The 21,264-nt window shown below is 38.2% G+C and carries 22 protein-coding genes and 1 riboswitch; of the genes, 6 read left to right on the top strand and 16 right to left on the bottom strand.

Annotated features, from left to right (window positions below; translation table 11 throughout):
- Window positions 1–38 precede the first annotated feature (38 nt).
- A complete protein-coding gene (locus ACRPLQ_RS02800) occupies window positions 39–437 on the top strand; it encodes a GNAT family N-acetyltransferase (RefSeq protein ID WP_034270649.1) in 399 nt (132 codons plus the stop codon).
- 29 nt (window positions 438–466) lie between these two features.
- Here the strand turns inward: ACRPLQ_RS02800 and ACRPLQ_RS02795 are convergent, their stop codons facing one another.
- The 4 genes from ACRPLQ_RS02795 to ACRPLQ_RS02780 all read right to left on the bottom strand — a co-directional run bounded on the left by ACRPLQ_RS02795 (window position 467) and on the right by ACRPLQ_RS02780 (window position 3,869).
- Window positions 467–1,306, bottom strand: coding sequence for a GNAT family N-acetyltransferase (locus tag ACRPLQ_RS02795; RefSeq protein WP_034270652.1), 840 nt, complete (start codon window positions 1,304–1,306; stop codon window positions 467–469).
- Between the two features lie 240 nt (window positions 1,307–1,546).
- Window positions 1,547–2,950, bottom strand: coding sequence for an alanine permease AlaP (alaP, locus tag ACRPLQ_RS02790; RefSeq protein ID WP_224980516.1), 1,404 nt, complete (start codon window positions 2,948–2,950; stop codon window positions 1,547–1,549).
- Between the two features lie 315 nt (window positions 2,951–3,265).
- Window positions 3,266–3,424, bottom strand: a complete 159-nt coding sequence (locus ACRPLQ_RS02785; RefSeq protein ID WP_016765258.1) for a DUF1540 domain-containing protein — start codon at window positions 3,422–3,424, stop codon at window positions 3,266–3,268.
- 100 nt (window positions 3,425–3,524) lie between these two features.
- The gene (locus tag ACRPLQ_RS02780; protein ID WP_230624677.1) at window positions 3,525–3,869 is read right to left on the bottom strand and encodes a hypothetical protein; all 345 of its coding nucleotides are present in this window, start codon (window positions 3,867–3,869) and stop codon (window positions 3,525–3,527) included.
- Between the two features lie 63 nt (window positions 3,870–3,932).
- Window positions 3,933–4,034: riboswitch (SAM riboswitch) on the bottom strand.
- A 121-nt stretch (window positions 4,035–4,155) separates the two neighbouring features.
- On the opposite strand from ACRPLQ_RS02780, the gene ACRPLQ_RS02775 reads away from it, so the two are divergent.
- Window positions 4,156–4,452, top strand: a complete 297-nt coding sequence (locus ACRPLQ_RS02775; protein WP_033579886.1) for a hypothetical protein — start codon at window positions 4,156–4,158, stop codon at window positions 4,450–4,452.
- Window positions 4,453–4,464: 12 nt separating this feature from the next.
- Here ACRPLQ_RS02775 and ACRPLQ_RS02770 read toward each other — a convergent pair whose 3' ends face one another.
- The 6 genes from ACRPLQ_RS02770 to ACRPLQ_RS02745 all read right to left on the bottom strand — a co-directional run bounded on the left by ACRPLQ_RS02770 (window position 4,465) and on the right by ACRPLQ_RS02745 (window position 10,169).
- Window positions 4,465–4,911, bottom strand: a complete 447-nt coding sequence (locus ACRPLQ_RS02770) for a GNAT family N-acetyltransferase (protein WP_028415070.1) — start codon at window positions 4,909–4,911, stop codon at window positions 4,465–4,467.
- Between the two features lie 81 nt (window positions 4,912–4,992).
- On the bottom strand, window positions 4,993–5,433 hold the full coding sequence (locus ACRPLQ_RS02765; RefSeq protein ID WP_028415071.1) for a hypothetical protein: 441 nt from the start codon (window positions 5,431–5,433) through the stop codon (window positions 4,993–4,995).
- 107 nt (window positions 5,434–5,540) lie between these two features.
- Entirely contained in the window at window positions 5,541–6,530 is a 990-nt protein-coding gene (locus tag ACRPLQ_RS02760; protein WP_048019921.1) for a glycosyltransferase family 2 protein, read from the bottom strand.
- Between the two features lie 12 nt (window positions 6,531–6,542).
- Window positions 6,543–8,228, bottom strand: a complete 1,686-nt coding sequence (locus tag ACRPLQ_RS02755; RefSeq protein ID WP_154989809.1) for a DUF6044 family protein — start codon at window positions 8,226–8,228, stop codon at window positions 6,543–6,545.
- A gap of 37 nt (window positions 8,229–8,265) precedes the next feature.
- On the bottom strand, window positions 8,266–8,685 hold the full coding sequence (locus ACRPLQ_RS02750) for a GtrA family protein (protein ID WP_033579883.1): 420 nt from the start codon (window positions 8,683–8,685) through the stop codon (window positions 8,266–8,268).
- 158 nt (window positions 8,686–8,843) lie between these two features.
- Window positions 8,844–10,169 (bottom strand): metallophosphoesterase, encoded by a 1,326-nt coding sequence (locus ACRPLQ_RS02745; protein ID WP_033579882.1) that lies wholly within the window; start codon window positions 10,167–10,169, stop codon window positions 8,844–8,846.
- A 221-nt stretch (window positions 10,170–10,390) separates the two neighbouring features.
- Here ACRPLQ_RS02745 and ACRPLQ_RS02740 point away from each other — a divergent pair, with 221 nt between their 5' ends.
- Window positions 10,391–11,776 carry a protoporphyrinogen oxidase gene (locus ACRPLQ_RS02740; protein ID WP_224980518.1) on the top strand — a complete coding sequence of 462 codons (1,386 nt, stop codon included), beginning with the start codon at window positions 10,391–10,393 and terminating at the stop codon, window positions 11,774–11,776.
- 473 nt (window positions 11,777–12,249) lie between these two features.
- Here the strand turns inward: ACRPLQ_RS02740 and ACRPLQ_RS02735 are convergent, their stop codons facing one another.
- The 4 genes from ACRPLQ_RS02735 to ACRPLQ_RS02720 all read right to left on the bottom strand — a co-directional run bounded on the left by ACRPLQ_RS02735 (window position 12,250) and on the right by ACRPLQ_RS02720 (window position 15,677).
- Entirely contained in the window at window positions 12,250–13,101 is an 852-nt protein-coding gene (locus ACRPLQ_RS02735; RefSeq protein WP_034270678.1) for a VOC family protein, read from the bottom strand.
- A 207-nt stretch (window positions 13,102–13,308) separates the two neighbouring features.
- A complete protein-coding gene (locus ACRPLQ_RS02730; protein WP_028415077.1) occupies window positions 13,309–14,247 on the bottom strand; it encodes an MBL fold metallo-hydrolase in 939 nt (312 codons plus the stop codon).
- A gap of 24 nt (window positions 14,248–14,271) precedes the next feature.
- The gene (locus tag ACRPLQ_RS02725; protein ID WP_224980519.1) at window positions 14,272–15,198 is read right to left on the bottom strand and encodes a DMT family transporter; all 927 of its coding nucleotides are present in this window, start codon (window positions 15,196–15,198) and stop codon (window positions 14,272–14,274) included.
- Window positions 15,195–15,677, bottom strand: coding sequence for a GNAT family N-acetyltransferase (locus ACRPLQ_RS02720; RefSeq protein WP_033579878.1), 483 nt, complete (start codon window positions 15,675–15,677; stop codon window positions 15,195–15,197). Before ACRPLQ_RS02720 ends, ACRPLQ_RS02725 begins: the two co-directional genes overlap by 4 nt.
- A 220-nt stretch (window positions 15,678–15,897) precedes the next feature.
- Between ACRPLQ_RS02720 and ACRPLQ_RS02715 the strand changes: the two genes are divergently transcribed.
- Window positions 15,898–16,518, top strand: coding sequence for a LysE family translocator (locus ACRPLQ_RS02715; protein ID WP_224980520.1), 621 nt, complete (start codon window positions 15,898–15,900; stop codon window positions 16,516–16,518).
- A 277-nt stretch (window positions 16,519–16,795) separates the two neighbouring features.
- Window positions 16,796–18,229 (top strand): alanine/glycine:cation symporter family protein, encoded by a 1,434-nt coding sequence (locus tag ACRPLQ_RS02710; RefSeq protein ID WP_028415081.1) that lies wholly within the window; start codon window positions 16,796–16,798, stop codon window positions 18,227–18,229.
- A 60-nt stretch (window positions 18,230–18,289) separates the two neighbouring features.
- On the opposite strand, the gene ACRPLQ_RS02705 is transcribed toward ACRPLQ_RS02710, so the two are convergent.
- Complete coding sequence (locus ACRPLQ_RS02705) at window positions 18,290–18,742, bottom strand: CBO0543 family protein (RefSeq protein ID WP_028415082.1); 453 nt, start codon at window positions 18,740–18,742, stop codon at window positions 18,290–18,292.
- Window positions 18,743–18,899: 157 nt separating this feature from the next.
- The gene (locus ACRPLQ_RS02700) at window positions 18,900–19,865 is read right to left on the bottom strand and encodes a bile acid:sodium symporter family protein (RefSeq protein WP_028415083.1); all 966 of its coding nucleotides are present in this window, start codon (window positions 19,863–19,865) and stop codon (window positions 18,900–18,902) included.
- 292 nt (window positions 19,866–20,157) lie between these two features.
- Between ACRPLQ_RS02700 and ACRPLQ_RS02695 the strand changes: the two genes are divergently transcribed.
- Window positions 20,158–21,264, top strand: coding sequence for a mechanosensitive ion channel family protein (locus tag ACRPLQ_RS02695; protein WP_025750169.1), 1,107 nt, complete (start codon window positions 20,158–20,160; stop codon window positions 21,262–21,264).

The raw sequence follows: 21,264 nt of genomic DNA, 5'->3' as shown, positions 1-21,264 counted from the left end.
ATACTGGACTATATCTTATAAATCAAGGAGATGACACAATGACCATTACTTACAAAACCAACGTCTCAATCCGTGCCGAACAAGCTGCTGAAGTGTTTGTACATTCAGGTATTAAACGTCCGGCACAAGATCTTGATCGGATTCAAAGAATGCTTGATCATGCTTCCCTTACCATTACCGCTTGGAAAGACAGCGAACTCATTGGCATAGCCAGAGCGTTAACAGATTTTAGCTACTGCTGCTATTTATCGGATTTAGCTGTCGTAAAAGACTATCAAAATCAAGGAATCGGCACACAGCTCATCAAGCACGTTCAATCAGAAATCGGTGAAGAAGCCGCGCTCATTTTACTTTCCGCTCCTTCTGCAATGAACTACTATCCAAAAGTCGGCTTTCATCAGATTGATAATGGGTTTAAAATTGGGAGAATTCGGTAGACGCGAAGAAAGGAGCTTCTCCTTTCTTTTTATCCAAACGCCTGAGCTGCTATAGCAAAAAGGTTGCCCTGTCTAGCAGATAGGGAATTGACGCCATACGCCATAACAGGAGGCTCATTTTGAAGCTGAAATCCGTGATTTTCCACAAGTTTCTTTAACGTTTCCTCATGAGAAGACAGGTCAATTCTCAGCTTTTCTTTGTAACTCTTCGCTAGTTCATCAATGACTAGCATTGCTGCTTCAGCGTGTGGAGCAACTACGGGACCAATCACGATATTGCTCGGGGTACGAACCGCTAAACCATAACCCATTATTTTATTTTGTTCGTTTTGTAAGACAACTGCTTTTTCAGCTTGCTGAATTCTACTTTTTAAAAATAGCTTTCTATTATCTCCAAATGCTGCTTCATCAAGCTTTAAAACCTCTTTGAAGTCCCTTCTCGTTAAGGATCGTGTATAAAACCCTGAAGCTTTAAATGCTCTTGGTATGTATTCACTGCTTATATATTTACTTACATAGTCCACGGTTTTGAACCCTGCTTTTTTATATAAGTGCTCACCTTCTTTTGTCGCAATTAAGTAGGCATTCACCTCAGGAGAAAGAATTTGCAAACAGTGCTTCATGAGCTGCCCGGCTAACCCTTGTTTTCGATAATCTTTTCTCACAATTACCATTCCTATAAAAGCTGACTGATTTTCATATAAAACTACTGCTACGCTTGATACAATGTCACCTTTCTCATTTCTATGTCCAAATACGTCTCCAGTTGAAAAAATCGTATGTAAATCCGCTTCGCTATAATCCCATTTTTCCAACTTAGATAGCACTAGCAAACCCTTTATGTCTTTTTCACTAAATCTTTCTATCATTTCTGCCTATTTCCTCCCAACTTTTCGATGCACTGTGTGGCGTTAAAAAACGTAAAACTACCATACTTATCCACTTCCAATTACCATTTAATCATTAATGAATTCTCTAACTAAATAGTACAGAATAAATAGAATATTTTCTACATTATTCATATGTATCAATAATCCCTTCAAAAAAACTAATCATTCGCACATAAACTAATGAAAAAAGACCTCTTTCCAAGAAAGAGGTCTTTTCGTTCATTTCACTAGCTTTTGCTCAGTCCCAGCTGAACCTTGACTTCGTTTATGAAATCCTTTTGCGTAGTACGCGATAATAAGACCGATAAACCATAGTGGTCCGATAATAACTGCAATTCTTGTATCTGGATTGTACGCCATAAGAACAACCACCAGCGCTAGGAACGCAAGTGACACATAAGACGTTAACGGAAATAAAGGCATTTTGTATTTTAACTTTGCCTCTTCACCTTTTTTTAGCGTTTTGCGATACTTAATTTGAGAAAGCAAAATAATTCCCCAAGTCCAAATCGCACCGAATGTTGCAATGCTTGTTACCCACGTAAATACTTTGGCAGGCACAATGTAGTTTAACGCTACTCCGACTAATAACGCACCCGCTGATGCTAAAACAGCTTTTCCAGGTACGCCGCCTTTTGTCAGCTGACCGTATCCTTTTGGAGCTTCTCCGTGCTCTGCTAAGTTAAACAGCATACGGCCTGTACTAAAAATACCGCTGTTACAAGAAGAAAGAGCTGCTGTTAGCACCACAAAGTTAATAATGCCTGCCGCTGCTGGAATCCCGATTTTTTCAAATGTTAATACAAACGGGCTTCCCTGTGAACCAATTTCTTGCCAAGGATAAATCGACATAATGACAAATAATGCACCAACGTAGAAAATAAGAATACGCCAAAAGACCGAATCAATCGCTCTTGCTAGAGATTTTTCTGGATTTTTCACTTCTCCCGCGGTAACGCCGATCATTTCAATTCCTAAATATGCAAACATAACCATTTGCAGCGACAGTAAAATACCTTTGAATCCGTTCGGGAACAGCCCGCCGTTGTCCCATAAGTTTTTAATACCCGTCGCAACGCCGCCGTTCCCGATTCCAAACACAATCATTAATAATCCAACGGCAATCATTAACACAATCGCTAAAATTTTAATAAGTGCAAACCAAAATTCCAGTTCACCATATGCCTTAACAGCTAAGAAGTTAACTGTTGTCATGATGACAAGCGCCGATAACGCCCAAATCCAGTTTGGTACATCCGGATACCAATATCCCATATAAATACCAACGGCTGTAATTTCAGCCATACATGTTACAACCCATAAAAACCAGTAGTTCCAACCTGTTAGATAACCAGCAAGGGGCCCTAAATAGTCGCGCGCGTACTTGCTGAATGAACCTGCAACAGGTTTTTGAATCGCCATTTCTCCAAGTGCTCTCATAATAAAAAACATAATCATTCCGCTAAATCCGTACGCCAATAATATTCCCGGCCCTGCTAATTTAATAGCAGATGCAGATCCAAGAAACAGCCCTACCCCTATGGCTGCTCCTAAGGACATCAGCGTCACATGTCTTTCTTCTAACCCGCGTTTCAATTCTTTCCCCTGAGTTTTCCCCTGCATAAACGTCTCCCCTTTTTCCAATCTGTCAAAACGAGATGAATACAGCTTTTTGTTAGCGCTTTCATATAAATTTATGCTAAAAGTCAGCTAGGCTGTATATTTTTATTCTATCACCTTTCTCTCGTTTTTCTTTTGTCGAAAAACAAAAAAATTATCGTATCATTTTGTTTAAACGCACAATTAGACGTAGACACTGCTTTTTTACTATGTATTTATTATCGCACCTAAGTAATAGTATTTTTTAAAAAATAGAAAAACGCCGACTCAACTCCGTCAGCGCATCGTTCATTTTATGCTTTTTTATAAAACTAGCATTTATCTCGCGGGTTCAAAAGTTTTACAGCCAGGTTCTTCCGTTTCAGAAACATGGTGACTACTTTCAGGACTCACAACGTAAATGGACTCTGCACTGCATTTATTTCCCGATTTCCAATACATGCACTCATTCACTTCACATAATACACCTTGGGCCACTGTTATCCCTCCTTTTTTTGTCTTATCTATTTACTACCCGAAATAGAACGCTTCTAACATTTACATGCAAAAAAACCGCTTGTTTATCAAGCGGATCCTTTTACTGCGTGTGTTCAACATACTGTTTTTTAGCTAAATATAATTCACGACTCAGCGTGATCCGCCGTTCTCTCAAGTTCCTTAATTTAACTTGAAACTGTTCATTAGTTGGCTCTTCTTGAATTAAGCGATACGTAAAAGAAATATCTTCATTTAACTGTTTAAAATCTTCCCATATTTCTTGAACGAGTGCGGATTGTTTGTCTTCAAATGAACGATTTTGCTTCGTTTTTAGCGCGGCTAAAATTTCCTGCTGCCACGTTTCGTCTTTTAGTTCTTTTGCTAACAAGTATAGATCTAAATAATCATCAACGCTTAGCGCCTGTTGTGTATTTTTCAATGTCATCACCTTTTCTATACGAAATGTTTCTTCCTAAGAAGAGGATTTCATCATAGAAAAAGATTCCTCTTCTTATCTGTCAGAGCTAGGCTATGCTGGAATTAGCACCATTCAATAATTGTGGTTGCTGAGGCTTCAAAGGGCCAGTCCCTCCACCTCTCTAGATAAGAATATTTCGTTTTTAAATTATTTCTGACTATTCTAATATGTTTTATATGTTATGTCAATAGCTTTTCAATAAAAAGAAAAAAGAAGTAAAATATGGTATGCTTTCATAAAGGATGGTGAGCACATGAAACGATATATGTTATCTGCTTTTTTGGGAAGCTTGCTGCTGCTTCTCAGCATTGCTTTTTCATCTACTTTCCATATTGCAATTGTCAAAACAACCGGAAGCATTGGAGGGATTATTTTAGCAGCAGCGGCTTTGATTATGAACGCACTTGAAGATCCCCCCTCCTCAGATCATACAGGTAGAGGAGCTGTTGAAGTACTAGATAAAGGCGCTGTTTGGGCTACTTATTTACTTTTACTTTCATTACCGAACCTCATCGCATGTATAACATCTTATGTTTTATGGACTCGCTGACATTCACCAACATTACGGACGTTTTGCCACCTGTAGGCTCATTGATATTTGTTTATCTACAAATCCAAGTTCACGGTACACATGCTGTGCAAAATTCCCAGCATGAACGCTGAGTCTGATTTCAGGGTATCCTTTGATAGACAATTCATCAATTGCTTTTTGCATTAACGGCTTGGCTAGACCTTGCCCGCGGTATTCTGGTAAAACATATAACTCGTAGATAAAGCCAATTTCTGCTTTTGAAAAGAAGTCGGCAGATGGACCGACAAAAACCCAGCCTGCAAGTTTATTTTCTTGTCTAGATACTAAATAATAACACCCTTTTTCAAGGGCATTATCAATTAGTTCATTTACGCGTTCAGTTGACGGTTGAAACTGATGCGTTGTTCCTTCAAACAGCGCATCAGCAGATTTCGTCCGAATTTCCTGTATTTCTTCTTCAGTAGCTTTTGCAATCATCACAATCTCTCCTTTCGTGTTCGTTTTCCACATACAGAGATAAATTCCTGCAAAAAAAAGTCTTCGCCTAAGCGAAGACTTTTATTTAAATTCAAAATGTTCTTGATGGTTGCCTTGTTCATCCGTCCAGTTAATCATGATGTCTAAGCCTGCCGCTTTTCCAGGAACAGCAAAATTGGCATAGCGAAAACGCTGACCGCTTTTGCTTAAGTTAGACCTTTCAATAGGAGAAAACAAGCTGTATTTCGCCTTATTTTTTCCTTCGTGCCGAAAAGCTTGGACCTGCACACGCTCTACGTCTTTTCCAATGTTTTCAACGGTTAATCCATATGTATGATAGACGTTATTTTTCCACTTTAGCTGATTATCTCCCGTCATGCTCGCTTTTGTCAGTTCGACCGACCATTGTTCAGATGATTTCTTCATTGGAAGTTTCTCAATCGAAAGAGCGCTGACATGAATGGTTGCAAAAGCAAGCCAAACAAAACAAAAAGTGCTGACTGTATAAAGTAGTCTTTTCATAGATTTTGATCTCCTTAGAAATTTTAGTAGTAGCATCTCCTATTACCTTAAAAATTATGATAAACACTTTAACAAAAAAGCCTCTCCATTCAGGAGAAGCTTCTTAATTAATGCATCAGCAAATCTTTTTGTGTGTCTAACGAGTGTTTTGTATATAAATCTCTTTCAATCGCATATTTAGGACGCTGTTTCACTTCGTTGAAAATCTTGCCAATGTATTCTCCGACAAGACCTATTCCCATTAGCTGCAGGCCGCCTACAAGCCAAATTGATAAAATAAGAGACGTCCAGCCAATTTGCGTATGATCTAAATATTTTTGAATCAGCGCATAAATGCCAAACAAAATACTAAAGAGAAACGAAGCTCCTCCAAGCAGCGTCAGTAAGCGTATAGGTGCTACGCTAAAAGACGTAATCCCGTCAAATGCAAAAGCGAGCATTTTCTTTAGCGGATATTTTGACTCACCCGCCGTCCGTTCTTTGCGGTCATATGTGACTTCCGTGGAGCGAAATCCTACTAATGGTACAAGGCCCCGCAAAAAGACGTTTCCTTCTTTATATTTCATGAGTTCACCAAGAGCACGTTTGCTCATAAGGCGAAAATCAGCGTGATTTTGAACGAGCTGAATTCCTAGCTTGTTCATAAAACGATAAAACCCTACTGCCGTGGTTCGTTTGAAAAATGTATCGGTTTCTCTGCTGTCTCGAACGCCATATACAACTTCATACCCAAGCCAATATTTCTCTACAAAAGTACGAATGACGCTGATATCATCTTGCAAATCCGCGTCAATGGAAATGACGCAGTCAGATTGCTTATGAGCTGCTTCTAGTCCTGCAAGCAAAGCATTTTGATGTCCTACATTTCGCGCTAACTTTAACCCTTTTACAAACAAATTGCTGCAGCTTTCTTTTTCAATAAGCGACCACGTGCTGTCTTTACTTCCATCGTCTACAAATAAAATAGTGCTTTCACTTGATACAAGTCGTTCATTAATCAGTTCTTTTACTACAGTAGTTAATTGAAAAGACGTCTCTGTGAATACTTCTTCTTCGTTGTAGCATGGAACCACGATCGTTAAAATAGGTCTGTTCATGTTATTGCCCCCTTACTTTGCTTCATATACATACACTTTCCAAGCGGACTGTTTATCGTTAAATGCTTTTAAAAAGTGCAAACCGTCGCTTTCAGCATTTTCAATTGGCACAGCTGAAAAAATATAGCGACCGCCCATTTTTTTAAATTGGCTGATATTAAGCTGCAAATGACGAATTTTTTTCGTTGAGTCTTTTCGGTAATCATATTTTTTACCTAGCTCGCTAACAAACACATAGCAGCGATTGCCCCAGTGATCATAGTAGCTTTCTAGTTTTTTATTTTTATCAAGCTCTTTGGCAATAATTTTGCGAAACTCATGTTTATATGTTAACGGATAGAAGTTGTTATACGTATCTAGCGTATAAAAGCCGTTATACTGAGCAATTGATGGATGAAGCCCTATGCTCGCTACGCGATAAGATGATTTAGGTTTTCCAATATATCTGCTTATTTCATCAAACTGATGCACAGCATAAAATTCTTTGACTGAAGGCTCGTGATTGTAGCGATAGTAAAGTTCAGGATTTGCTATAAATAACACAAGCAGCTGTAAAATCAAACATACCCACACAAACTTTTTCCACGCCTTGCTCCTTTTCCATAAAACATAGCTGCCAACGGCAAACATCAAATAAATAATGAGCGGGCGTAAAAAGTGAAATCTAGCAAAGTTGAACGTATTAAAAAGCTGATATTTTTCTTTTAGCGGCTCCCAACCTTTATAAAACCAAAACGCATACCAAATCGACAGTAGTAGATTAAGAATAAATAACTGCAAAAACGTTTTGTCAAGCTTTTCCTTGCGATTTCGAGCAACAAACCACAATACGACAAAAGAAAGCGGTAAAATGACAAAAGTATGAAGCGTCATTACATGCGTATGCCCGAGCGTATAGTTCTTCAAAGCAAGGCGAACGGAATGTCCAAAGCTTAGAGTAGAGCTTAAAAATTCATTTCGACTCGTCGGGGCCTCCGGAAATAAAAGCGAATCAACAAGTCGGTATTCAATGAGCAGAAAGACAGCAGTCATCGCTGCAATACTGCTTAAAAAAGGAATATTCCACGCTCGTTTTTTTACTACGTCTCTTAGCCATAGCAGCCCCATCGCTGCTAAAAAGAAGAAAAACCCGAGCACAAAGCTCGCGTAAAACGGGAGCAGTAAAAGTGTAAGCCATTCCTTCCACGTTCCTTCGCGGTTTCGAATGGTTAAAAACGCCCACAGCGCTAGCGGCTGTCCTAATGTACTCAGCATGCCCGAAGGCCAAAATGGCGTAAGTGCAAAAGCAAGCGATACAAGCACTCGAATCGCATACGCATCCTTGCTTTTAATAAAATGCTTTTTTAATAATAAATACATTCCAATTAAAGCAAATACGCGCGTGATCGTTTGACTCAGGCTGTATGCAAGCATGGTCGGGAATACACCATACAGCCACTGGATACCGCTAAATTCTGTTCCAAACGTATTCCTCGGCAATCCGTTAATAATTTGAGGTAATACGGCATGACTGGAGCCAAACAGCTCTCCGCTTCGATGCAGAACTTTATACCACGTAATATTTGAGTCTAAATTATCATGCACGCGTATATGTGAATTTTCCCCAAGCAAAAACATAGGAGATACATACGCAAGCAGCAAAAGGAAAGCGATAATAAGCAATGTTTTTTCTTTATTCATAGCTGTTTCTTTCTTCATCTGTTAACACCTATTTCCATTTCATAATGACTAAAAGCTAATCGTGGACGACTGCTTCTTTTTTTGTATTAAATACAAAGTATTTTTGACCCGTATAATTTAAAAGCGTATACAGACCTGTTCCAATTAATATACCGACGTCTTTTTTGAACGGATGCACCGCAACAGGAAGTTGATGCAATAACCAGCTGGAGAACTGCAGTCCAATATAGTAAGACAAGCCGTAGCAAATGCCAATAACTAAAATAAAACGCAGTATGCTTTTTGATAAATGAACTCCGCTTTTAAACGTAAATATTCGATTTAACACGTAGCTGACGACTGCCCCCGCTGCATTGCCAACGAACGTCGCTATCCAGTAATGATGAAAGATATGAAGCAACACATACATAATGGAGAGACCTACTGCTGTATTGACCAGTCCCACTACTAAAAAACGTACAAAAGATCCTTTCATATAAACTCCTTTTGATTTTGATACTTTCATAAAAATTACATATTATGACTTTAAATACAGTTTCAGTGTAGCAACTCCACTTAAAAATCTAATGAAAATAACATTAAAAACAGATGAAAAAAAGCTAAAAGAATCAATAAAAATCAGGATTCTTTCAGCTATTTAGTAGAGCCTTCAATCATTAATTTTTGATCGCTTTGATTATCAAACGCATCCACTGCCGCTACTTCTATTTGATACGCAGTATGAGGCTGCAAACCGGATAACGGAAGACTTAAAACATCCGGAACAGGATCGCTGTAATATTGAGAAAATGCATTATATGTTTTGACCACTTTTCCAGTTTCTTTATTTTTGACGGTAATGCGATAAGAATGAACCATCAGATTATCCACCGCTTGCGTAAACTGGATATAAAGCTGATTTGCTGAAGCTTTTTCTTGTATAACAGAAATAGTAGAGCTTGGAAGAAAAATCGGTTTTACTAAATCTCGCTCATTCGTGTAGTGAAATTTTTTTGTATCTGCAGGTATGTCAATTTCCCACGCTTCTCCCGTCCACTTATTTGCGTGAAAATCCCGCCTTTTAACGACTACTTTTCGATTATAAACCTCTACAAGAAGACCTTGACTCACATCTCGGTAGCCAGGAGGAAGTTCACCTTGTAAATATCCAGCACCAGGCCATATATACCGAACAGAAGACGTTGCAAGAGAGGTGAAATCTCTTTGAAAAATAGTACGAGGGTCGTCCAACGGATGGTGGGTATGACCAGAAAACGTAATGACCTGCGGATAAGGTTTTAACGTATTGTAAAGAAGCTGTTCATTCACTTCTATCCCCCATCTGTTTTTCCCGTACAATGTATTGTTAATAGGCTGATGAATAAAGACAAAAATCGGTTTTTTAGGATCGTCTCGCTTTGCTATCTTCAACTGTTCAGCAAGCCAGTTAATTTGTTTGATTGAATAATCACCGGCGGTCAGACGGCTTTCTGTTCCAAGCATGATAAAATGATATCCTTTTATCACTTGATGAAAGTAAAGAGACTTCATTTTGGTTTTAGATAAAAAACGCTGCTGCGCTTGCTGATTGGTTACACTGTCCCGGTATTCATGGTTGCCAATTGTAAAAAGAGACACGGCCTGCGACTGTTTATTTTGATTATAAATAGAAAAAAAGCGATCGTATTCTTTTAACGCGCCTGTGTCGGCCAAATCTCCTACGACTACAAATGCATCTTGTTTCGGTGCCTGTTCATTTAATTGCGTTAATGCATGTTGAAAAGTACGCAAATCAAGCGTTCCTGTTTCCTTAATATGAACATCACTGATCACAGGAAAAACTAGCTTTGGTTCGATGTATCCGCTTCGTCCGCTCTTCTCTTCAGCTCGTACATTTAAGGTAATCCCGCATATAAGAACACTTATTAATACTAAAGCGAGCCAGTCTTTTTTCAGCGTTTCCATAAAACCGCCGAGCATGATGCTTCCTCCTTCCTTCACTGCTGCGTCTCAGTCATTTTCTCTACGTGTATGAGCTTTTATTTTATGTAATTTCAAAATATCTAATCGTATAGTTTCAATATTTCTTTTCGTGTTTGCATACACTATGTTCACAATCAATTCATTACACTTTTCCTAGTCATAGTGGTATGATTTTCGTATATTACAGACTAATTGTTGAAAATGTAGGAGTGAATATTTTGAAAACGGTCGCTGTTATTGGAGGAGGAATTACGGGCTTAACCACTCTGTACTATTTGCAGAAACTAAAACGAGAACGTAATCTTCCGCTTAAATTATTATTACTAGAGAAACATCCCCATCTAGGAGGGAAAATCAATACGCGTGAAGCTGGGGAATTTATTATGGAAACAGGGGCGGATTCTATTGTGGCTCGAAAAGAAAACGTTATGCCTCTGCTAGAAGAGCTGTACTTAACAAACGATTTAGTCTATAACGAAACGGGCAAATCATTTATTTACTCTGCTAATGAGCTGCTTCCAATTCCTGAAGATACCATGTTCGGTATTCCAACAAGCGTGGAATCTCTTTTTAAAAGCGAGCTGATTTCTTCAAAAGCGAAAATTACAGCTTTAAAAGACTTAATTACTAAAAATACAACGTTTACGAAAGACAGCTCGATTGGACTCTTTTTAAAACATTTTTTAGGAGAAGAGCTAGTAGAAAAGCAAATTGCACCTATTTTATCGGGCGTCTACTCTGGCGATTTAGACAAGCTCACGATTTCTTCAACTCTCCCGTATCTGCTCGACTACAAAAACACGTACGGCAGCATCATCAAAGGAATGGGCGCCAATGAAAAAAAATTTAAAACGGCAGGAAATAAAAAATTCATTTCGTTTAAACAAGGTTTATCAACGATTATTCACCGCTTAGAAGAAGAGCTTTCTGATGTAACGATTTTAAAAGATACGCCAACCACCAGCATAAAACGGAACGGTGAACGCTACCAAATCAGTACGCCGGGGCAAGCCCATTCAGCGGATTACGTGGTGTTAGCTACACCGCACACGGCTGCTCAGCACCTGTTGAACGATCCCGAATTAAACGAAGACTTTGAGCAGTTAAAAGATTCTTCTCTCATTAGCGTGTACATCGGCTATAACGTTCCAGACGAATACCTTCCCGCTGAAGGCACGGGGTTTATTGCTTCTCAATCAAGCAACTTAATCGCCAATGCCTGCACGTGGACGAGCAAAAAATGGGCTCACACCTCTAAGCGAGGGAATTTGTTAGTTCGCCTGTTTTATAAAAGCACGAGTCACCATTTTGACAGCCTGCGGACGATGTCAAAAGAAGAGCTGCTAGCAGTGGCACAAAAGGACATTAAAAACAGCTTAGGGATCAAAGAGCAGCCCATTGAAAGCGACGTAACAAATTGGGATAAATTGATGCCTACCTATCACCTTAAACACGGTGAACTCGTACGCAGCTTGACTCAAAAATTGTATGACAAGCACCCCGCTATTACATTAGCCGGCTGTTCTTACTATGGAGTGGGGATTGCAGCGTGTATAACAAACGGCAAACAAACGGCCAAAGCTATCTCTCAACAGTTGACTTAAACAAGGTTTGAAAACAATAAAAGGCCTGAAAATAATATATTATTTTCAGGCCTTTTATTACCTTTTCGTTAGCATATAAAGCTACTTTCCTTACTATTAACAACTCTTTTATCGCTTTTCTTTTTGCAAAGCAGCAGTAGCAAACAATACAAGATAGCGCTCGTCTGAAGTTAATCTAAGCCAATGTTTCACTTTATATCTCACAGGTTTCCGCTCCCTTCCTTCAAGGTTTTATATGGAAAGACTTTATATAAAGATTTAATAATGATAAGAAATGATGCTTGATATGTATTTTATTCCCACGCACGCTTGTTTACAAACTTTTTTAAGCATAAGACTCTTCGTTTATTTCCCTGAAAATAACACTATTTTCGCCATTATCATCTTACTATTTGAGAAAAAAGTGTACATTTCTTGCCTATTTTGACGAACATTGCGATAAATAAAAGCTGCCAACTGCGGCAGCTTTTATGTTAAAGGACTAATCTAATTATATTTCCTGATGGATCTTTTGTGATGAAATCTTGGTTTTCTTTAGACACAGCTGCTCCAATTTCACGAAGCTGATTTATTGCCTGCTCCCTTGCTTCTTCATCTGGAAAAACAAGTGTAAATGAGTCCAAACCAACGCTGTTCTCAAGAGGACTAGGCGCTCCAATTCCATTCCAAACGTTTAGTCCGATGTGATGATGATAGCGCCCAGTTGAAATAAACAAGGCTTGATTATGGTAATTGCTCACAACCTCAAAACCTAATCCATTTCGATAAAAGTTTTCCGTTTGCTCTAATTCAGAAACGTGAAGGTGAATATGTCCCATTAAGGTAGCTGAAGGTAATCCTGTCCATGGTTTACCGTTTCCTTCAGATAATATCGCTTCTGCGTCTAAAGGTTTTGTAGCCATTACTACTTCACTGTCGTTCCATTCCCATGTACTTGACGGACGATCTCGATAAATCTCTATGCCGTTTCCATCTGGATCTGCCAAGTACAGCGCTTCACTCACTAGATGATCAGACGCCCCTTGAAGCGGATAACCGCTATTTAACAGATGCTGTAGAATACTTCCTAAATCAGAACGAGTCGGCAACAATAGAGCAAAATGATATAAGCCTGTTGTACGAGGCTGTTTTGCTGTAACGTTTTCCGGCTGTTCAATCGATAAAAGCGCCGTGCGTCCATCAGCTGTTAACAAGGCTTTGTTCTCTTTTCTCCCTAAAAGTTTAAACCCGATTATTTGCTGATAAAAAGCAAGTGAACGCTCTAAATTTTCTACTTTTAAATTTACTTTCCCAACAAATACATGGGGTGCACGGTGAAAGTTCATGATTATTTCTCCTTTTAAATAGATCATTTTTTAATTAACTTACTTTATGTAACTTATTATATTTTTATAACTTTGTTTCGTCAAGTTATTTATTTTACTATCATAACTTAAAACTCATATCACAGCATAACCAATTAAATAAGCCCGCCTGCTCATAATATAGTATGAACAGGCGGGCTTACTTACCATTAGGCTATGCATAAACTATCAAAACAGTTCTCTGCTTTTACGTTTGACATTTCCATTAACAAAATACTGTATTCTCTCTTTTTGCTCATTTGTTGGCTTCTTATACGTTTCACATTCAAACTGAAAACATGCTTTTTCTAAATCGACTTCATTTCCTACAATTTCTCCAATCGCACTCAATTGGTTTAAATCTCTCCAAAGTTCCTCAGAAGTTTCAGGGTCAAAATGAGATGAAAGATAATACTGCGCATCATATTTTTTAAGTTCTCTCTGAATCCGCTCAAGGTCTTCTTTATCATAACTCCAGTCACCGCTATAAAAATCTGGACATAGACAATCACCTAAAAACAGTACTTTTTCTTTGGGGACGTAGACAACGGACGAGTCTTGCGCGTGTACCCCTCCAATATGCTGAATGCAACAAGTGATTCCACCTAGGTCAACTTCCATATGATGATGAAACGTTACGTCCGGCTCCCGTAAAATTAACGTCTCTCGACACGGCATTTCTTTCTTTATCATATCCCGGCAAAATTCGATTTCCTCCCCTTCCTGGACGCGTTTATCCAAGGAATCATCGTCCCAGCGCAGTGTCTTTAAATAGGCCAGCTTTTTCTTCGTCAAATGATGGCTGATTGTATATTTGTTCATTGCATGAATGCCAAATGTATGATCCCAGTGCCAATGCGTAATAGCTACTCCTTTGATTGGAGGGGCTCCCATTTTTTCCACTTCTTCTAAAAATGATGATGCATGCGCAGGAGAATTCCCAGCATCTACGAGGAAACTATACTTCTCCCCGCATATAAGCCCGAGCACCGGCCGATCCGTTTCTTCAGAATGAGGAAAGTAATAAACGTGGTCCGTTAGTTTTTTCAGCATATTTACACCTGCTTTATGTAGTTTAATAAAAACCTCTTTACTAAATGGTAAATAATGATAAATAAACTGTATCATACTCGGTGCTGCTTGCCTATCCCATTAGCTGATATTCGACTTTTCTTGAAAAGCTATAACTTTTTCGGGCTCTGCTGCTTTGTACTTTAAGAAGATCATCACACTAATCATCACAATCATTCCTCCCGCTAGCTGAGAAATGGTTGTCATTTCTCCAAGCAAGAAATAGGCGAGAATGATGGCACCAATTGGCTCGCCTAAAATAGCCATCGAAATCGTTGTAGCACCTACATACTTTAACAGCCAGTTAAATAAGGCGTGACCAAAAATATTAGGAATAAGCGCTAAAAGCAAAAAGATCCACCAATCCTTTGTGTCATACTGAGTCAGCGATACGTTTGTACAAATATTGTAAACAAATAGAACCAGTCCACCGATTAAAAAAACGGCGAAGCTATAGATGATTGGAGGCATTTTCCTGCATAGATCTTGCCCCGCCAGCATATGAACAGAAACGGCCACTGTACCTAAAACAGAAAGTAAGTCTCCGTAAAGAGCCGTTTTAGATACTCCGATATCGCCCGATGCGATAATCACCGAGCCGCTAACAGCCATTAAAATACTGATGACTCCTACTTTGCTTGTTTTTTCTTTAAATAAAAAATAAGCTCCAATCACTACGAAGACCGGCTCGAGCGCAGTCAAAATCATAGCGCTAGCAACTGTTGTATGTGAAAAAGATTCCATCCAAAACAGAAAATGAAGCCCTAAAAACACGCCTGATACAGCTAGCATTAGCCATTCTTTTACCGTGCTGTTTTTAAAAAGAATTTTCATTTTTCTCCATGGTAAAAACGGTAAAAATAAAAGGACGGTAAACAGCAGTCTATACATTCCTAAAATAGAAGCAGGCGCATCCGACCATTTAATTAAAATAGAAGAAAAGGAAACGGCTAATACACCGATTAAAAGAAAGACAGGAGGCGGTAAAGGAAGAATTGATTTATTCATGCCATTACTCCTTTTAGAATCTCTTTTTTCATATTTACTACGGGAATATTCACTCCCCCTCTATGTACGATTTCTTTTTCCTCTATGTAAAAGCCGATTGATTCATATAAAGCTATATTACGAGAAACACTCATTCTCACCTTGCATGATAAACTTTCCTTACCACACTCTTTGGCGTATGTTTCTAACCATTGAATAAGCCGTTTAGCCAGTCCTTTTCCTTGAAAAGCAGGAATAACAGACAGACGGTAAAAATATAAGCTCGTTTCTTCTAGCGTAAAACGCGCCATCGCTACGGGCTTATTTTCGACGTATAAAATGACAGCTTCTTTTCCATGCTTTAACGATTGCATAATAGATTCCGTTGTTTCATCAAGAGCACTGGAAGGTGGGACAGAATCGCGATAGACGGAGAAGGCTTGCAGCATAAGATCGTGAACTGTAGCAGCGTCCTCCGGCTGTGCTAAACAGTAGTTCATAAATTTTACCTTCTTTCTATAAAAATTAAGTATATCGAATTATTATACAACATCACCTATTTTTTTCCTACACCTTTTATTGATTTTTATTAAGGAGAATAACCTCTTTTTAAGCTCTTATACCTTCTTAGCTTTACTCCATTAAACTATTAATTCATTAGCACACACTCTTGAGAACTTTTTGTCGAAATGGTTAAAATTCTGTTGGGAGGGAATTATCATGACATTTTCTTGGCTTATACCTTACATAGCCGTGTCACTTATCATTGTCTTAATACCAGGACAAGACATGATTTTTGTAATGACACAAAGTATTGCTTCAGGCGTCAAAGCAGGCATCAAAACCGTACTGGGATCCATTACGGGAACATTTGTACATACTCTTTTAGCCGCAGTGGGGCTATCTATTATCTTTCAAAAATCAATTATTGCCTTTACGATTCTAAAGGTTGTAGGTGTTCTGTACCTGCTGTTTTTAGCCTACCAATCGTTTCGCGAAAAAAGCGGTCCGTTGGAATTAACAGAAAACGTTCAGCACCACCATCACTTTAGAAAAGGATTTGTTAGCAACTTAACCAATCCAAAAGTAGCTATTTTCTTCATTACGTTCTTACCGCAGTTTGTTAATTCGTCTCTTGGACATGTAAGTTTGCAGATGATTTTGTTTGGGATCATCTTTATCGCCGAAACGCTCATCATCTTTTCACTTATTGCGCTATTTGCTTCTGGCCTTGGGAAAAAAGTCAAAAAAAGCCGTATCTTTCAGCACACATTAAAATATGTAAAAGGAACCGTTTTTGGGATACTTGGCCTAAAACTTTTATTTTCTAGCAACAATTAAGTAAAACAAAATGAAATTTCTTTCATCCCTGCTGTTATCACCTTTTCATACCCGCTTCATTTGTCATATCACCCTATTTTTCCATGTGAGGTTAGTTGACAAAAGACCAAAATTATTATTTTATATATATATAAGGTTCAGATTTAGCAACAAGATTCGACAAGGATAATGAAGAAAAACAGCGGGGAAATAGGGAGATCTATCTAAATAGAGGGAAAATTCTATAAATTCACGTTTTTTATTATTATTCTACTATAATTCATGAAGAGGTGAAACTATGCAAGAAGTAGTTCAAGGTTTTGTTAGTTCAATCAACGAATTTCTTTGGTCCTACTTACTGATTGCGATGCTGATTGCATTTGGTTTGTTTTTTACATTCAGGTCAAAGTTTTTACAAATTCGGTTATTAAGAGAAATGATTCGTGTATTAAAAGAAGGTGCGGATAGCTCTTCTAAAGACGGAATTTCGCCATTCCAAGCGTTTTGTATCAGTATGGCAGCCCGCGTTGGTACGGGGAATATTACAGGTATTGCGATTGCGATCGCTTTAGGGGGACCTGGTGCTGTATTTTGGATGTGGGTACTTGCCGTTATTGGTTCAGCTTCAGCATTTGTCGAGAGTACGTTAGCACAAATATACAAAGTAAAAGACAAAGACGGCGGCTTCCGAGGCGGACCGGCTTACTATATGGAAAAAGGGTTAAAAAAGCGCTGGATGGGCGGACTGTTTGCTGTCTTAATCACTTTATCCTTTGGCTTAATTTTTAATGCTGTACAATCGAACACGATTACCCTTGCGTTTGAAAATGCGTTCGGAACGAATCGTCTAGTGTTAGGAATTATTATGACAGTGGCTTTCGCTGCCATTATTTTTGGCGGAGTTAAGCGTATTGCAAAAATGTCAGAATACATTGTTGTGGTACTAGCTGTTGCCTACATTGCAGTAGCACTCTTCATTATTATTATGAACATTCAAGAAATGCCTTCTCTTATTGCGTTAATCGTTAAAAATGCATTTGGTTTCGAGCAAATTGCTGGCGGTTCTCTTGGAGCAGCTCTTATGCAAGGAATTAAACGCGGATTATTCTCAAACGAAGCGGGTATGGGTAGTGCGCCAAACGCAGCCGCAGCTGCAACAACAAGCCACCCGGTAAAACAAGGATTAATTCAAGCCTTTGGTGTATTAACGGATACGCTTATTATTTGTAGTAGTACTGCCTTTATCATTTTACTTTCAGGTGCTTATACAAATAAAAATTTAAGCGGTATTGAATTAACACAAGCTGCTTTAAGCACTCATATTGGTTCTTGGGCAACAGGTGCTCTTGCAATTATGATTTTCCTATTTGCGTTTAGTACATTAATTGGTAACTACTACTACGGAGAAACAAATATTGAGTTCTTGAACACAAATAAAGCTTGGCTGATGACTTATCGTGTTGCTGTGCTTGCAATGATCGTGTTCGGTTCTATTTCTCAAATTCAGCTTGTATGGGACTTAGCAGACCTGTTTATGGGCTTTATGGTAGTAGTCAACTTAATCGCAATTCTCCTGCTCTCGAAAGTGGCCTTTGCCGCACTCAAAGATTATCTTGCCCAAAAGAAAGCTGGAAAAGACCCTGTCTTCTATCAAGACAGCATTTCTGGACTTGATAATATTGATGCATGGGATCATTCAAAAGATAAATCTAGCTCGAAAGAAGCGATCTAATAAAAAAAGCCGTGAATATTCACGGCTTTTTTATTGCGCAAATTTACTTCTTTTTTTCTTCTAGTGAAGAAGTCTAAGACTAACCAAATACCTATAGTATAAATAAATTACGCTGTACGGAATCCAGTAGGAAAAAAATGTCCAGCCGAGATTCCATCCGTTTCCGTATATAACTCTTTCCATATACATATACGTTCCTTCTAAAAATGTTGTAAACAGCGCTATAAGAAAAATAAAAAAATGAGGCTTTCCGATTCGCTGGATTAAAAAAATCATATAGCTGGCCAATACAGGATAAACACCTAAATTAAAAGGCAGCGCTTCTAATGCTTCATTTTCTAAAGAAGTCCGGAGTTTCCAAAAGCCATAATAGCTCCCTAATTCATTGATAACGATTGCTAAAATGCAAAAAGCAGTTCCTACTAAAGGCAGTAAACGACGATTTCTAGGATGTAAATAGAGGGTGCCAAAAATCCAAGGTAAAACAAACGCCAGCGCTATATTGATAAGCAAGAATATCCGACCTTTTTCTTTCTAGTATGCCACACCGCACCTTTTTCTAATCATCTCATTATCTTGAACGCAGCAAGTGTAAAAGTATCTTATCTCTGATCGTTAAACCAGAGTGCTTACTTTATGATTACTGTGGTTCGTCCCTTGCTTTTTTCATTTATTTTAATGAAGCAAATTCAGCGTCTTTTTTCTGGTAATAGTTTTGAACTAAACGCCCTGATAAAGCAGCTAATACCTGCTGAAATAACATCCCTAATACGACCGGTACAGCAACGGGAGCTGGAAAATAAGATACGGCTAATACGGCTCCGGCGCTAATATTTCTCATGCCTCCGCAAAACGTAAGCGTCACAACTTTTGCTCGGTCCCATCTTAGCCATTTGCCAATCATCCAGCTGAAGAAATAACCAGCTGAACTCATTAAAAAGACGATCACGATAATAAACAGCAGTTTTTTATCAATATGTTTTAAATAAGGTGCAATCACTCCCCCGTTTACCATAACCATCACACTTAACCCTATTTTCGAAACAGGTGCCAGCTTTGGTCCTAAGGTCTGCTTAATTGTTCCTTTTGTATATTGATTTAAGCACATGCCTAACAAAGATGGAAGGACAATCATAAAACATAAATCTTTGACTAACTTTAGCGCTTCCAAATGTACGGTGTCTCCAACCACCAATAAAAGCGTATAAGGAACGATAAGCGGTGCTAAAAGAGTATCAATTAAAATAATGGATAGTGCAAGAGGAATGCTTCCTTTGTAAATCGAGACCCATATAAAACTAGTCACTCCCGTTGGAATAATTGCTGCTAGCAAAAGACCCGTGCTTGTAAATACATCATGTGGAAAAATCACTTGGCCAACGCTCCAAGCCCATGCTGGCATAAAAATATGTAAAACAAACAGAGCCATAATGATTGGAAATGGACGATGTATCGTGGCATTTAATTGGTGAAAGTTTGAATTCAAACTTCCGGCAAACGTCATTAATGCAAAAAGCCATGGAATTAAGAAGGTATACTGACTTAATGATGAACCGATAAGAACTCCTATGAGCAAGCTGAGCGGCGTAATAAACGGCATCAATTTTTCTAGCATTCTATTTAATTGACTTAACAAAGCTTTCTCCCTCCAACGAACGTTTTAAATAAATAATAAGATAAATTAACGTTTATAATATCACCTATTTATTATACAACTTATTTTCAGACTATTGTCTGTCTCTTTTACTAAAAAGAGATATATTCATAATTATCACTTAAATAGATTTACAGGTATTTTTGTGCTATTTTAATAGGGAAGAAGCTTTTAAAAAGCATGAATTTAGGGTAAAGAACACTCTACATAGGAATGCTTTCAATTGACGGATATAAATGGACTGTAGCACAGTTTTGGTAACTAGGAGGATTGTATGGATTTTTTGAAGTCTCTATCATCGTTAGATGATTGGAAAAAAATCGTGATTGCGATTGGGATCTTTTTGATCTTTTTAATTCTTCGCAAGCTTTTCACGACTTATTTGTTTAAGTTTATTATTGGTTTTGTCAAAAATAAAAAAATCAATTTAATTACGAGCGTTTTAGAAGCTTTTGAAAAGCCGCTGCGCTGGATTTTTGTGATTATTGGTTTCAAGCTTGCTCTTCCCTATCTTCCCTTTGATGTTTTAACAGCCGATACGGAAAGACATTTAGTTCGTTCAGCTTCTGTTGGCCTTGCAGGATGGGGCTTGTATAATTTAGCTGCTTCTACCAATTTATTTTTTGCAACGTTTGCCAAAAATTTTGATATCCAAGTGGATCGAATCATTATTCCTTTTATTGAAAAGTTTATCCGCATCGTTGTTGTTATGCTTTCTATCTCCATCATCGCAGAAGAATGGGGTTTTAACGTAAACGGCTTTGTAGCAGGTCTTGGCTTAGGTGGTCTTGCTTTTGCCCTAGCCGCAAAAGACACCGTTAGTAATTTATTCGGCGGAATCGTAATTATTACTGAAAAGCCTTTTACCATTGGAGATTGGATTAAAACACCAAGTGTTGAAGGCGTTGTAGAAGATATTACGTTTCGAAGCACCAAAGTTCGAACGTTCGCTCAAGCAGTCGTAACGGTTCCAAATGCTACTCTTTCTAATGAACCTATTATTAACTGGGCTAAAATGGGGAAACGTCAAATTGCCTTTCATTTAAACTTGAATTATAATACACCAAAAGAAAAGTTAGAAACCGTAGTGGCAAGAATTAAAAAGATGCTGACTGAGCACGAAGAAATTCACAATGAAACGATTCTTGTAAATTTTGACGGTTTCTATGAATCTAGTTTAAATATCTATCTGTATTTCTTTACAAATACAACCGTTTTTGCTGATTACTTAGATGTAAAAGAAAATATAAACTTCGAAATTATGGACATTCTTGAAGAAGAAGGCGTAGAATTTGCTTTCCCTACACGCACACTCATCGTTGAGCAGGACGGAAAGCTTTCTGGCAATCCAAAAGAATTTCTAGAAAGTGCTCGAAGCTAA

The sequence above is a fragment of the Priestia sp. TRN 1309 genome, assembly GCF_050846875.1.
Lineage (GTDB): Bacteria > Bacillota > Bacilli > Bacillales > Bacillaceae_H > Priestia > Priestia zanthoxyli.
The sequence above is the reverse complement of the archived record's forward strand: the minus strand, read 5'-3'. Positions and strand labels throughout refer to the sequence as shown.

Coding starts and splice junctions, on each gene's coding strand:
- ACRPLQ_RS02750 (WP_033579883.1), bottom strand. CDS start 8,685: ATGAAAGGATCTTTTGTACGTTTTTTAGTAGTGGGACTGGTCAATACA.
- ACRPLQ_RS02735 (WP_034270678.1), bottom strand. CDS start 13,101: ATGAACTTTCACCGTGCACCCCATGTATTTGTTGGGAAAGTAAATTTA.
- ACRPLQ_RS02795 (WP_034270652.1), bottom strand. CDS start 1,306: ATGATAGAAAGATTTAGTGAAAAAGACATAAAGGGTTTGCTAGTGCTA.
- ACRPLQ_RS02720 (WP_033579878.1), bottom strand. CDS start 15,677: ATGAACTACTGTTTAGCACAGCCGGAGGACGCTGCTACAGTTCACGAT.
- ACRPLQ_RS02775 (WP_033579886.1), top strand. CDS start 4,156: ATGAAACGATATATGTTATCTGCTTTTTTGGGAAGCTTGCTGCTGCTT.
- ACRPLQ_RS02755 (WP_154989809.1), bottom strand. CDS start 8,228: ATGAAGAAAGAAACAGCTATGAATAAAGAAAAAACATTGCTTATTATC.
- ACRPLQ_RS02760 (WP_048019921.1), bottom strand. CDS start 6,530: ATGAACAGACCTATTTTAACGATCGTGGTTCCATGCTACAACGAAGAA.
- ACRPLQ_RS02730 (WP_028415077.1), bottom strand. CDS start 14,247: ATGATACAGTTTATTTATCATTATTTACCATTTAGTAAAGAGGTTTTT.
- ACRPLQ_RS02800 (WP_034270649.1), top strand. CDS start 39: ATGACCATTACTTACAAAACCAACGTCTCAATCCGTGCCGAACAAGCT.
- ACRPLQ_RS02745 (WP_033579882.1), bottom strand. CDS start 10,169: ATGCTCGGCGGTTTTATGGAAACGCTGAAAAAAGACTGGCTCGCTTTA.
- ACRPLQ_RS02725 (WP_224980519.1), bottom strand. CDS start 15,198: ATGAATAAATCAATTCTTCCTTTACCGCCTCCTGTCTTTCTTTTAATC.
- ACRPLQ_RS02715 (WP_224980520.1), top strand. CDS start 15,898: ATGACATTTTCTTGGCTTATACCTTACATAGCCGTGTCACTTATCATT.
- alaP (WP_224980516.1), bottom strand. CDS start 2,950: ATGCAGGGGAAAACTCAGGGGAAAGAATTGAAACGCGGGTTAGAAGAA.
- ACRPLQ_RS02695 (WP_025750169.1), top strand. CDS start 20,158: ATGGATTTTTTGAAGTCTCTATCATCGTTAGATGATTGGAAAAAAATC.
- ACRPLQ_RS02770 (WP_028415070.1), bottom strand. CDS start 4,911: ATGATTGCAAAAGCTACTGAAGAAGAAATACAGGAAATTCGGACGAAA.
- ACRPLQ_RS02710 (WP_028415081.1), top strand. CDS start 16,796: ATGCAAGAAGTAGTTCAAGGTTTTGTTAGTTCAATCAACGAATTTCTT.
- ACRPLQ_RS02780 (WP_230624677.1), bottom strand. CDS start 3,869: ATGACATTGAAAAATACACAACAGGCGCTAAGCGTTGATGATTATTTA.
- ACRPLQ_RS02765 (WP_028415071.1), bottom strand. CDS start 5,433: ATGAAAAGACTACTTTATACAGTCAGCACTTTTTGTTTTGTTTGGCTT.